Source organism: Acinetobacter sp. 12966 (assembly GCF_031196995.1).
GTDB lineage: Bacteria > Pseudomonadota > Gammaproteobacteria > Pseudomonadales > Moraxellaceae > Acinetobacter > Acinetobacter geminorum.
The window spans coordinates 114,540-127,890 of the sequence record NZ_JAVIMC010000059.1; the positions used below are offsets into that span (position 1 = coordinate 114,540).

Here is a 13,351-nt window from a genome sequence, read left to right on the forward strand (position 1 = left end):
CCTCAATAAAAATCTATGTCTATTTAATCTCTTGTTCTAAAAGTTTACCCTTGAGAATTAATAATTCAGGCAAGGTTTCTAATAATAAACTAATTTGTTTTAATACGAGTGTGTAGTTCTCTGAAAAGTGCTCATGAGTAGTTAGGCTTTGAATTTGCGCTAAAGTCTGCTCAAGGAAATTGAAATCAATATAAGCCGGATCAAATAAGCTCTGTTTAAGAATTTGCTGACAATCCAGTAAGAGTTGTAATACTTGTTGATCATCAATTTTCTGTCGTTGGCTTCCTAACGCTGCCACGTAACTCAGTTGGCTGTGGCTATAAACCAGATAACGAAAAGCATAATGGATGAGTTGAGGGTTCGGGTTGGGTTCAGCGCTTAGGCTCGAAATCATGTTGGATAGCTCAATCTGAGCGTTATGCGCAGCACGACGAATTCGACGGTACTCTATATCCTGATTTTTGCCATATTGATATTGCTCAACAATCACATTGAAATAATCTAAGGTCGCTTTGCTGCTTTTATTAATATTATTGGGGATGTTTCGAAAGTTCCAGTCGGGCCAAATAAAGTTTACGGCGAGCCATGCAATAAAGCAGCCTAATAAGGTATCTATCAGTCGAGGCAAAATAATACTGTAGCCAGCGCCTTTTAAGTTGAAAATTAATAGCACCATAAGGGTAGCCATGAGCGTAGCCAAAGCATATTTCTTTTGACGTAAGTAAAAAAAGCAGACTCCACAAATAATTGTAATGATGAGCTGGCCTTCAATACTCGGCACAAAATATAAAATAGGTATTCCTAATAAAACACCGAGTAAGGTACCAATCGTTCTTAATTTAAGACGGCTTTTAGTCGCAAAATAAGTAATCTGACAGACAAATAAACTGGTGAGTAAAATCCAGTAGCCATGCTGCGCAAACGGTAATAATGAAATTGCATAACCTGCGGCAAAAACCACTGCAATCCGTATTGCATGCCTAAACAGCGCTGACTGTGGTGTAAGTTGTTGCCGAAGTTTTAAGATAAGATCTGAAAATCCTTGAATATCGTCATCAAGTAAATTTAAGTGTTCTTGTCTTGTTTGAGTGTTATTTTCAGGAACAGGTTGGGCATATTGTAGTTGTTCAAACTGTTCATGCATTCCTTTTAAATTATCAAAAATAAGTTTTAAATTTTTAACTTCAAAATTTTGAGGATGTTGTTGTATCCAATCTTTTAAAGAACTTTCCAAATGTCCTAGTACTTTCTGACTTTCTTGCGAAGGCTGATATGGCTGGTTATATAAAATACATTGAGCTAAGTCTTGGCATGCTTGTGCTTGTAGACGCAGGTTTTTTTGGAAACGGAAAATAAGATCACTACGGCTAAAATTCTGTTGAATATGTTCGTAATGTAAATAATTTGAAGTGGCTTGCTCGTGAATATCTCGTGCGAAAAAATATAGGTTTAGCCAATAGATGCTTTTATTACTGACTCTGGAAGCTTTGAGCCGAGTAAGTAGTGAACTGCGTATTTGATTGAGACTTTGGGCAACTTGCGTATTTTGTAGCGATAATTCATATAAAAGCTGCTCAACATTCTCTTTATTGTCCGGATCAAACAAACGAGCTTTTGCTTGTAGTAGAACAGAAATTTCTTTAAAAATTTGTGAGAGCTTATCTTGTAAGGGAAGTGTCGGTTTAATAATAAAAAATAAAATAGAAGTTAAACCGTACCAGAGAGCACCATAAACAAAATAAGTAGGTTGTTGATACCAATGTGCGTATTCGCCTAAACCGAACATACTATAAATAGAGAGCAGAATCGTGCCAAAAGAAATCGTGGCATAACGTTGCCCTAAGGCGCCTAGTAATATGAAAAAAGCGCTTGAGATAGAGAGATATAAAATAAAGAAAATTTTGTAAGGTGCTAAAAAGCCAAGAATACTACTGACTGTAAAAAAGAGCAGGCAGACATAGACCAAGTTGCGTAATCGAATACTTAAGCGATCATCAAAGTCTGTTAATGCTGCTGCAATTGCGCCTAAGGTTACAGGAACAATAAGTTGATTATAGCCCAGCCAAAGCAAACCTAAAGTTGTGCCAGTGAGTACAATCAGAATTTGCAGGCAATAAATTAAAATAGAGTTTGTCTTAAAGCTATTAAATATTTGGGTCAGATAATTCACGGCTTTTGTTCTAAATTAGAGAATACGTGAGAAAGCAGTATGTAACTTTAAATTTTTATTACTTCAAAAATATTATTCTTTTTATCTACAAAAGTCAGTCATTTTTTAAGATTTTATTAGACTTAAATCAAGTTGTAACGATCAATAAATTAACAAAATTGTGGATATCTTTTTAGATACCCACAATTTGAAAAACACATAAATTATTTAATCACACCACACGCAATTCGTGCTCCGCCACCGCCAAGAGGTTGAGGTGAGTCTGAATAATTGTCGCCACCAGCGTGGATCATAATCGCTCGACCTTGAATATCAGCAAGTTTCAATCGAGGGGCGATTACGGCAGTTGTTGCAACACCTGTATTATCGACAACTAAAACAGGTAGATCGCCTAAATGGCCAGTGGTTGGAGTACCATGATGAGGGGCTTGGTTCGGGTTATAGTGGCTACCCGCAGCTAAAGCAGCGCCAGGTTTTCCATCTTTTACAGCAGGTGCACAAGAAGCGTTTTCATGAATATGGAAACCACGAGTACCACTTGGTAAATCAGCAAGAGCAGGGGTAATAATTAAGCCTTTGTCGCTATCTTGAAAGCTAATCGTACCTATTTTTTTGCCAATACCGTTAGCTGTCACTTCATTTACGTCGACCACTTTTTTTGTATGCATTGAGGTTAATGCTTGAGCTGTGTCAGATACAGTTTTAGTTACCGAACTACAGCCAACCGTAAAAAGGGCTGTAAGCGCACAAACTGCGCTAATTTTATTAAACATCTGCATGATTGGATGTCCTTATAAATATATATGATTGTTTGATTCAAACAAACAGAGGTCTGACCTACAAGTTAATTTAAATAGTTAATTTGTATCTAGAAACATTTTTAAATTAAATTACTATGTCACTCTTTGTCATTGGACGATTCACTCTCAGAATCATAAATCATGGTTGTTTTTGGCATAGGTTCAGGTTCAATCGTCTCATGCAACCATTCACGCCAAATTGCCAGTAAAATAGCCAAAATTACAGGGCCAATAAATAAACCGACCAAGCCAAAACTCGCAATACCGCCTAATACGCCAAACATAATTAATAAGAATGGAATTTTGGTGGCACCAGAAATGACGAGTGGTCTAATCACATTATCTGAGCTACTGACAATCAGCACACCCCAAACCACAACACCAATTGCCTCCATGGTTTGTCCCTGAGAGAACAACCATAGACCGACACCTAAATAGGAAATTGGAGTACCAAATGGAATTAAAGCTAATAAGAACGTAGCAATAGTGAGTACCATAGGGTTTGGTACATCTGCTACGAAGTAACTTAATCCAGCCAAAACAGCTTGAGCAATTGCAGTTAAACCTACGCCATAGACTACTGCACGAGTTGTCTCGGAAATCGTATCAAGATAGTGATGAATACGAGGGCCAATGACCATTTCTAAAGCTTTACTCACTTGAGACAAAATCATTTGACCATCACGGTAGAAGAAAAATAGGCTAAATACGGCAAAGCCAAGTTTGACAATATTTTTGCTAATCTCACCGAGCAGTACACGGCCATAACTTAAATGACTTTGTACCCAAGCTGCGATATTTTGAATGGTGCTATTAGGATCGTTGTTTAATTCATTAAGTGTACGAGAAATTTCTTTTCCTACAAAAGGAAGCTCGCGTATAAAATCTGGAACGCTTAAATGGCCCGAAAAAACCTGACGTTGTAAGTCAAAATATAAGTTGCGTCCTTCATGCTGCAAAATGAAAATAGCGCATGTAAACGGTACACCAACAACCAAAATGACCAGACTAATCATTAGAGTTGCATTTAAAGTATTACGGGTTTCTCCAAAAAAGCGCTGAATTCTTAAATAAATAGGCCAAGTCATATATGCAATGATAGCAGCCCAAAGTACAGGAACAATAAAGTATTTCAGGATATTAAATCCTAAAAAAATCAAAATAAAAAACAGCCCAAACAATAAAACGCGCTGTAAATTAGGAGCGTATGGATGCACGAACAATATTTCTCTAATTTTCTACATAGAATAAAGTCATATTAACTGAAAAATAACCTGAGGCAAATTTTAAGGCCGTAATGTAAAGAACCTTATACATGCAGTTTTAGAGGCTAAAATTCCTTTAAAACCATTCAGCTTTATCTTCAATTAACTTGTTTAGAACAGGTTGCCATTGATTTTGGATACTAATAAAGTTCTTTTGCGGTTTATCAAAAATGCTTAAGCCCTGCATTGCTAAGCTGCCATACGCAGTGCGTTCAGCAATCCATGCAACAGGTTCCTGTTCAATTTTTTCAAAGAACTGTTGGATATCTTTTGAGCTTGCACTGTTTGGTTTTACACGATTTGCAAGAAGTAAAATCTGAACTTTACCTTTACGAATGCGTTTAATGTCTTGTAAATGCTTTAAAAAACGACGAGTACTGTCTATATCAAAAAATGAAGGTTGAAGTGGAGTAATAATGGCATGCGCTTCACTAATAAGCTGTTCAGCATGCTCACCTGACAGAGCACCAGGCGCATCAATAATTAAATAGTCCAGATTTTTGGGTGCATCACCAATTGATTTTTCATGACGCCAGTCTAGGCTTTGAATCGTTGCAACAGTATCAGGGCGCTGTTTTAACCATTGTAAAGCCGATTTTTGATTGTCCGAATCTGCTAATGCTACTTTATATCCTTTTTGTGCCAATGCTGTTGCCAACGTAATGGCTGTCATGGTCTTTCCGCATCCGCCCTTTTGATTTGCAATAAGTATCGTTTTCATAAATCCAATTATTTTCAGCAGCACATTTGTTTATGTTTTATACCTTAGCATCTTTTTGTGAGAAGTAGATGACTGCATTTGACAAAAGTTTAAGCTGTTTCGTTATTTTAGATATGATTAGAGCTGTAATCTTAATTCGCGCTTTTTAAGGAAAATTTATGTCTGTATGGCTTGCCATGCTTATTGGTGCTGGCATTGGTATTATCATCACTACTATTATTTTATCAAATACACGTAATGGACGAATTAAGGCTGAATATGAGCAATATATTGCTGAACTTGAACTAGAGCATCAACAAGCGCTTACTCAAGCACAAAAGAGAAGTGTAAATACAAGTCGTGCGGTGTTGAAAGGAAAAATGGCAGAACAATTTGCTCCGGTTTTACCTGAATTTCAGTATTTACCAAGCGATGCAAAATTCATGGGCGATCCGGTGGACTATATTATTTTTGATGGATATACCGATTTTCGCGATGGCGATGGTACGGCAGAAGACATCAATATTATTTTGCTTGATGTAAAAAGTGGTGGAGCTAGACTTACGAAAGGTCAACAAGCAATTGCCCAAGCTGTTCAACAAGGTAAGGTTCGTTTCGAAACGTTGAGAATAGATTTCGAAGATTAACAAGCTGTTTAATTCAGCACAAAAATAGACGAAATTGATCTGTATTGTTACTAAATTTCGATATTTTTTTCATCGCTTAAAGCTATTATAAATTGAAGATCTATTCACTTTGATCGAGCAATATTTGAGGTGTAACACGATGAAAAAACAAAGTTTGATGATGGGCTTACTCGCCGTGATTGGCATGAGTTCAACATTTGCATCGACCTCAAGTGAATATAATATTGCCAATGGTTTGAGCCCGATAGAAAAAGATCAATCTATTTCTGTATTACAACCTTTTCAAGGAAATTTCAGAATCTTGGGTTCAAAAGTTTATCAAAATGATGAACAAGCTAAGTTTTCTCCTATCGACTATGCAGTAAGTTGGGGATTGTTTGCCAAGCCTGAAATCGCACGTCATATTTCAGTGAAACAATATGACCGTTATTTAAACTGGAAAATTCCTAAATTACCTGTTCCAGCAGAGCAAGCGATGCAAATGGTATCTAACATGCACATCATTCCTGCAAATCCTGAAATTGCTCAGCAGATTAAACAGGTTAAACGTGGTGATTTAGTTTATCTAAAAGGTGACCTTGTCGAGATTAAGGACAAAAATTTAGTTTGGAAATCCTCACTTACGCCGACTGATACGGGTGATGGTGCATGTGAGTTATTCCGCGTTCAGGCAATTCATTGGGTTGAAAAGCAAAATATATAATTTAAAAAAAGCCTTCATAAGTTTGAAGGCTTTTTTATAACCACTACATTGCTTATTTCTGTTGCGATGCTTTCCAATATTTTAATTGATTTTGCGCTTGTAAATAGTCGGCAAGATCATTGATCTGTTCATCTTTATTGGCTTGCTTATCACTCAAGTGTTTTTCTTGGTTTTCCCAATATTGATAAAGTAGACCCTGAATGTAACGACCTTGCTCAGTTTTTAAATCTAAATCTTTTAACATGGTCAGAGAAGAGCGCACATTATCGAGAGTACGCTGTTGCTCAAACTCTGTAGTGAGGGTTCCAGCTTCATGCATTTTTGCTAATTCACTTTCCATCTCGTCACTCATTTCTGTAAAGCGACGATCATAATCCTCTAACAGCGCAATATCGTGTGCATCATCAGCAGTGGCAGGGAAGGTCTTAACAGGTCTTTCATTTAGTTTTTCTAAAACCTGATCGGTAGATGAGGTGGCAGAAGGTTGCTCCGTCTTAGCAGGCTCATCCGCTTTTTTACAAGCAGTCAGAAATAGGCTAGAGCAAAGCAAAGACATTAATATGATTTGAGGTGTTTTCTTCATAACTTTCAACCAAACCTATTCACTAATTATTTAACGGGTAACGTACTTTTTTGAAAGTGATATGCATACGTAACATATGGAAAATCAATCTGATCTTGAGGACCTAATCCAGTAAAATCATAAACAATTTTTTCAAACAGTGCTTTGAGTTGTAATTGATCTTTTTCAGTCATTGCAGCAATAAAGCTCGTAGAGAGTAAACGTTTACTTACGACTTGTTCGACAGAACCGTGTTGTGACTGTGTGAATGTTTGTAGGCTATCAAATACGAATAAATCTTGTTGTTCAAATACGCGTTTCCACTTTTCACTATGATAACGAGGTGTGTCACCTTCAAGTGGGAGTAGGAAGTCAGCTAAAGCCTTGACCCAATCTGTACGTTCGTCTCGTTGATTCCAAACTAGCCCTAAATGTCCTTCTGGTTTTAATACTCTATGCATTTCTGTTAGGGTATCGAGGTTGTCAAACCAGTGAAAAGATTGCGCACAAATAATGGCATCAATTTTATGATCTTCTACAGGAATTGAATGGCTAAAAGCCTGTAATGTTTTGATATCAGGATAAACTTGTTGAAGCTGCTGTAACATCTCGCCAATTGGCTCAACTGCAATAACATCAGCATATGTTTGTTTTAAGTAGGGTAAGAATTTGCCAGTACCCGATCCAAGATCAATAACAGTAGATTTTTCCTGTATTTGTAGGCAATTTTGCAGCCAACTTACTATTTCTGCGGGATAATTGGGTCTAACTTGCTGATATAGTTCAGCAGCTGAACTGAAGCCTTTTTGAGCGGCAGGATGTAAGGATTGTGTCATATTTTGCGCTTTTTAATCTGACTGGCATCTATAAAATAAGATACTCCGCAATCATAAATTGGCAAAACACCTATTTTGTTTCATTTTTGACGTTGTATGTGGGAGTAAATTTTCTTTCGGTGTGAGCATGGATAAGCAAATTATTTTTGAAGACGAACACATTAGAGCCATTTTTTTACCAGGCGATTCTAATACATTAGTTCTCTCTTTTGGCGATTTGATTACCCGAGCGAGTGGCTTATCTATCAATGCTGAAAAGTCTCTAATTAAATACCAATATAATGTTATTGGGGTAATGCCAAAACAAAAATCATGGTTTCCTCAAGCAAGCATGATTGAGCTGGCACAAGCAATTTCGCCTATTCTAGAAGGCTTTAAAAATATTGTGGGTTATGGCGGTTCAATGGGCGGCTATGCGGCAATCAAGTATTCTAATTTATTGAATATGAACCGCGTGATTGCATTTGTACCGCAATATTCAATTGACCCTGAACATGTTGAAGACCGACGCTATGCTGAGTTTTTTGATTCGGTAGCAAACAAGGACATGCAGATTCAGCCACAAGATGTCAATATAGCGCGTGAATACATTATTGTTTATGACCCTTACTTTTCAATTGATCGCGAACATTACTTAAAAATAAAAGGGCTGTTACCAAGCTTACATACGATTCATTTGCCATTTACTGGTCATGAAGCATTGTCAGTATTGGCTAGTTCAAGTTTATTACATGATTTTATTGAACATGATTTCGATGAAATCTATTTTTATCAGCAGGTTCGTAAGGTCAAAAAACAAAGTAAGTTTTACTTCCGTAATGTACTTGCCCATGTTCTTACTCATCATGATGAAATGCTGTTAAAAATATTGCATCAAAATGATTTTCAGTTAGATGAACGTTATTTTGATAACCCCCTTAAACAGGCTATTACACGTAGTCTGATAAAAACAAATCAAGCAACTGAGTTGGACTTTCAAAAGCTCGGTATTAAAGTGCAGCGAATTCAAGAAGATGCAAATTATAGAGAAGGCTTGCAGACTAGCTTTGGTTTAATTTTGGTATTTAACCTCATCAATTCAAAGTTTGAAAGTTATACAGTAGATACTCTACTGGCGAATAAATCTTATTTGGTTCCAATTGTGGCTGAGCAAACTGGTGTAGTGCACATTGAATTAAATAATGAAATTTATTTGTTAGCGATGAATGATCGTAAGATTGTTAAATTTTTCAAGCGTGAAGAGCCCTTAACATCGGATATGAGTCCGTTTGTAATCAAAAAATATTCGGATTCTTTAGCGATTAGCTATAAGCAATTAAATTTATCTTGTGATGAACAAGGGCTGTGTGAGTTTACGGAAGGTTCAATTCAATCTACCGAACAGTTGAGTACCATCAGCTATTAAACCTTTATAGTGTTTAAATAAAGCTCAGACCTTTAGGTTTGGGCTTTATTTTTTGCTTAAAAAATATTTTTTTATAAACTTATTTGTATATTATTTTAAAACTCATTATTTAAATAAATAGTAGGTTTGTTATATAGTGATCTGCTGTATTTAAAGTAGGCATAACCAGTAATATATATAAATACTATATTTAAAGATAAATGGGTTTTTCTACTACATAAATTATAGAAATAATATAAGATTAATTAAAATACAGATATAGCTATAAAAAAATATAACTAAATGTTTTTTCTATATATTTTATTTTTACATAAAGAGCTTGGTTAAAATAAGTTCACTATTCAAAGATAATTGCATATTTATTTTTTTCTCCTAAAATGATTTTTTACTAAATTGTCGTTACAGTTTTTTATATGCAATCATTAAATTATCGGAATAATGATGCATCGCAACATGGAAGTTCTGCACCTTTGAAACGAGCAATGAGTACTCGACATTTGGTGATGATCTCCCTTGGCGGTGCCATAGGTACAGGTCTTTTTTTAGGGTCTGGTGATGTAATTTCCCAAGCAGGCCCAATTGGCGCAATTATTTCTTATTTTTTGGGCGGTTTAATTGCCTATACCGTGATGTTATGCCTTGGTGAGCTTGCGGTTCATGTGCCGGAATCAGGTTCTTTTGGTGAATACGCCCGCCGTTATATTGGTCCTGGTACGGGCTATATGATTACTTGGCTCTATTGGTTAACTTGGACTGCAACTTTGGGGACTGAGTTTACTGCAGCGGCTCTATTGGTGCAGGAGTGGTTTCCATCTACCTCGGTATGGGCTTGGACTCTTTTTTTTGGTGCCTTAGTTTTTTTTCTTAATATCAGTTCAACTCGATTATTTGCCGAATCTGAATTCTGGTTGGCACTCGTCAAAGTTATTACAATCATCTGTTTTATTGGTTTGGGTCTACTGGCAATTTTCGGTTTTATTCCTTACCACGGACATGAAACAGCGCCATTATTTAGTAACCTGACTGCCCACGGTTGGTTCCCAAACGGTCTCTTCCCAATTTTTGCCACTATGCTTATTGTTAACTTTGCTTTTTCGGGCACAGAATTAATTGGGGTAGCGGCGGGGGAAGCTGAGAATCCAGCACAGACAGTTCCTAAAGCAATCAATGCGGCTATTTGGCGGTTACTAATTTTCTTTGTTGGTACAATTGTGGTGATTAGTTCATTGCTGCCGTTTCAACTTGCAGGCCTTAGTGCAAATGAAGTAAGTAATAGTCCTTTTGTGACGGTATTTAACTATATTGGTATTCCATATGCAGAAGATATTATCCGCTTTGTAATTATTACGGCTTTACTTTCTGCTGCAAATTCTGGTTTGTTTGCTGCTTCACGTATGATGTGGTCGCTTTCGGCGAAAAATCAGTTACCAAAAATATTTTCTAAATTAACTCCTTCTGGAACACCGATTGTTGCCATTACTGTAACTATGTTTGGTGCAATTCCTGGATTGCTTTCAGAACAATTCGCACCAGAAACAATTTTTAAGAATCTATTGGGGGTTGCAGCTTTTACGATGGTTGTGGTTTGGATTGCCATTTGTATTTCGCAGTTTAACTTCCGTAGACAGTGGTATAAGTCAGGAAAAACAGCAAAAGATTTGCGTTTCGCGGCACCTCTTTTCCCTCTTACCCCAATTGTGGGTGGGTTGTTCTGTCTCGTTACCTGCATCAGTATGGTCTTTGACCAATCCATGCAAGTTGGTTTTATCTGTTGTATTGTTTTTATACTTCTATGCTATGCAAGCTACTTCATTTTTTATCGAAAGAAAGATCTGGTGCAGAGCTGAGCTTTCTAGAGTCTAAAGAATGTCTTTTTAAAGGTCCCGTAAGGGGCCTTTTTTGTGTCTTACTGGAAGTTAAAAAAGAAGGAATTTATATATTTTTTTTTTAAATGAAGTTTTATTTTTGATCATGAAAACAAATATTGTTTTGTGAAATTACCATTTATCGGATTCTTATTAATATTTATTTATTATTAATATTTGATTAAGTCTATGTTTATCCTGGTTATTTGATAAAGAGGTTTTTGGGATTTTATGAAATATGAATTAGAAATGGACTTATTATAGATTTAATGTAGAGAGGGTATAGTTTTTTGACAATTTTACGAAGATGATTAATTTTTAAGTTATTGTTATTTATAATTTTAATTTTTTATATTTTTTTAAATTATGATTTTATGTTTCCTATAAATTTTTTTTATTAAAGTTAAGGTTTTTTTAATATTTGTTGTTTTTTTATTATAAGGATTACTGCGATTTGATTATTTTTTCTCTGCTTATTTATTTTAAAATGTTCTAAATGGGTGTGCTCTATGCTATATTTATTGGAAGATTTTATAGCTATGTTCCGGCTTAATTTTAAGCGGTATGTGTAGAGATAATTAATCTGTAGCATTATTGAACAATGTTTATTTTTAAAAAGACTAATGGAGGGATCTATCGATTAGTCAAAATAATTTTTATGGACATATGATTTTTTTATAAATCATCGTTCTTTTTAACTCCCAAACGGTTATGCCATTTCTTTTGTATTTATATTTCAGCCGACTGGATTAAGTGGGTTGTGGTTAAACTTTGCTTTTATAAAGATAGCTTTATAAACAGTAAGTTAAATGAAAGAAAGCTTGTAAAAGATATCGATATATAAAAGTAGATCGTACTTTTAGTATCAACAAATGGAATTTAAAAAACCTAATGCTTTAGAAGAGCAGAAGGTTTAGTAAATAAACTAAGACTTTGTTATTGCAAGGTTTTAGTTGCTGAATAATAAAGACTACGGATTTATCAAATCTGAGTCTATGAAGGTATATAGGAAAAAAGATGTCAGATCTTTCATACGTAAACGAACATAGCGATGCATGGCAAACTTACTTGGCACAAATTGACCGTGTAGCGCCATATTTAGAACACTTAGCTGATTATATCGATACTTTAAAACGTCCTAAGCGTGCGCTTATTGTTGACGTGCCAATCGTGATGGATGACGGTTCGATCCAGCACTTTGAAGGCTACCGTGTACAACACAACTTGTCTCGTGGTCCGGGTAAAGGCGGTGTTCGTTACCATCCAAATGTTGATTTGAATGAAGTAATGGCATTGTCTGCATGGATGACAATTAAAACTGCTGTTTTGAACTTGCCATTTGGCGGTGCAAAAGGTGGTATCCGTGTTGATCCACGTAAATTATCAACTCGTGAATTAGAGCGTTTGACTCGTCGTTATACGACTGAAATTGGTCATATTATTGGGCCTCAAAAAGATATCCCTGCTCCAGACGTTGGTACTAATGCCAATATCATGGGTTGGATGATGGATACTTATTCTACTAGCCAAGGTCACACTGTAACTGGTGTTGTAACTGGTAAACCAGTTCACTTAGGCGGTTCTTTAGGTCGTGTGAAAGCAACTGGTCGTGGCGTATTCGTTACAGGTCGTGAAGTAGCAGCAAAAATTAATTTGCCAATTGAAGGCGCGAAAGTTGCTATTCAAGGTTTTGGTAACGTAGGTAGTGAAGCAGCTTTCTTATTTGTTGAATCAAAAGCGAAAGTTACACACGTTCAAGACCACACTGGCACAATTTTCAATGCTGATGGTATTGATCTTGAAGCATTACGTGATCACGTAAATGCAAATCAAGGTGTTGGTGGCTTTGCTGGCGCGCAATCAATTGCTGACGAAGATTTCTGGACAGCTGAAGTTGACATTATTGTTCCAGCTGCATTGGAAGGCCAAATCACTGTTGAACGTGCTCAAAAACTTAAAGCTAAGTTGATTTTAGAAGGCGCAAACGGCCCGACATATCCTAAAGCTGAAGATGTATTAGTTGAGCGTGGCATTGTTGTAGTTCCTGACGTGGTATGTAACGCCGGCGGTGTAACTGTAAGTTACTTCGAATGGGTTCAAGACATGGCGAGCTACTTCTGGAGCGAAGAAGAAATCAACGAGCGTTTAGACAAGTTGATGGTTCAAGCTATGGATGACGTTTGGAATACAGCGAACAGCAACGCGTGTACTTTACGTACAGCAGCTTACATCTTGGCATGTGAGCGTATCTTAAAAGCTCGTAAAGAACGCGGTATTTTCCCAGGCTAATCTGCGGAAATTACTTTAGAAAAAGTGGTTTGAGCAAATATAAAGGATGTTATAGGGTTTATTTGCTCATTCCCTTTTTCTGAATTATTCAAATTTAAGTGTTATCGAA

General features: G+C 36.3%; 11 protein-coding genes. 5 read left to right on the forward strand and 6 right to left on the reverse strand.

From position 1 onward, the window contains the following. Positions 1-19: 19 nt before the first annotated feature. The 4 genes from yccS to RFW85_RS09140 form a co-directional block, all read right to left on the reverse strand. Positions 20-2,170 (reverse strand): YccS family putative transporter, encoded by a 2,151-nt coding sequence (yccS, locus tag RFW85_RS09125; protein ID WP_202724352.1) that lies wholly within the window; start codon positions 2,168-2,170, stop codon positions 20-22. Positions 2,171-2,373: 203 nt separating this feature from the next. Then, positions 2,374-2,943 (reverse strand): superoxide dismutase family protein, encoded by a 570-nt coding sequence (gene sodC, locus RFW85_RS09130; protein ID WP_081309087.1) that lies wholly within the window; start codon positions 2,941-2,943, stop codon positions 2,374-2,376. A gap of 125 nt (positions 2,944-3,068) precedes the next feature. Then, positions 3,069-4,187: an AI-2E family transporter gene (locus RFW85_RS09135; protein ID WP_170249154.1), complete on the reverse strand. Its 1,119-nt coding sequence runs from the start codon at positions 4,185-4,187 to the stop codon at positions 3,069-3,071. Positions 4,188-4,311: 124 nt separating this feature from the next. Then, the gene (locus tag RFW85_RS09140) at positions 4,312-4,956 is read right to left on the reverse strand and encodes a ParA family protein (protein WP_005804567.1); all 645 of its coding nucleotides are present in this window, start codon (positions 4,954-4,956) and stop codon (positions 4,312-4,314) included. Between the two features lie 158 nt (positions 4,957-5,114). Here RFW85_RS09140 and RFW85_RS09145 point away from each other — a divergent pair, with 158 nt between their 5' ends. Both RFW85_RS09145 and RFW85_RS09150 read left to right on the forward strand, forming a co-directional pair. Further along, positions 5,115-5,582 (forward strand): Holliday junction resolvase-like protein, encoded by a 468-nt coding sequence (locus RFW85_RS09145; RefSeq protein WP_046811866.1) that lies wholly within the window; start codon positions 5,115-5,117, stop codon positions 5,580-5,582. Between the two features lie 139 nt (positions 5,583-5,721). Continuing rightward, complete coding sequence (locus RFW85_RS09150; protein WP_046811865.1) at positions 5,722-6,285, forward strand: hypothetical protein; 564 nt, start codon at positions 5,722-5,724, stop codon at positions 6,283-6,285. A 52-nt stretch (positions 6,286-6,337) separates the two neighbouring features. On the opposite strand, the gene RFW85_RS09155 is transcribed toward RFW85_RS09150, so the two are convergent. Both RFW85_RS09155 and RFW85_RS09160 read right to left on the reverse strand, forming a co-directional pair. Beyond that, the gene (locus RFW85_RS09155; protein WP_005078420.1) at positions 6,338-6,868 is read right to left on the reverse strand and encodes a hypothetical protein; all 531 of its coding nucleotides are present in this window, start codon (positions 6,866-6,868) and stop codon (positions 6,338-6,340) included. A 26-nt stretch (positions 6,869-6,894) separates the two neighbouring features. Further along, entirely contained in the window at positions 6,895-7,683 is a 789-nt protein-coding gene (locus tag RFW85_RS09160; protein ID WP_309171451.1) for a class I SAM-dependent methyltransferase, read from the reverse strand. A 127-nt stretch (positions 7,684-7,810) separates the two neighbouring features. Between RFW85_RS09160 and RFW85_RS09165 the strand changes: the two genes are divergently transcribed. From RFW85_RS09165 to RFW85_RS09175, 3 genes are all read left to right on the forward strand, one after another. Further along, on the forward strand, positions 7,811-9,088 hold the full coding sequence (locus RFW85_RS09165; protein ID WP_309171452.1) for a hypothetical protein: 1,278 nt from the start codon (positions 7,811-7,813) through the stop codon (positions 9,086-9,088). 413 nt (positions 9,089-9,501) lie between these two features. Next, positions 9,502-10,935, forward strand: coding sequence for an amino acid permease (locus RFW85_RS09170; RefSeq protein ID WP_309171453.1), 1,434 nt, complete (start codon positions 9,502-9,504; stop codon positions 10,933-10,935). A gap of 1,035 nt (positions 10,936-11,970) precedes the next feature. Continuing rightward, positions 11,971-13,242: a Glu/Leu/Phe/Val dehydrogenase gene (locus tag RFW85_RS09175; RefSeq protein WP_017481698.1), complete on the forward strand. Its 1,272-nt coding sequence runs from the start codon at positions 11,971-11,973 to the stop codon at positions 13,240-13,242. Positions 13,243-13,351: the final 109 nt, after the last annotated feature.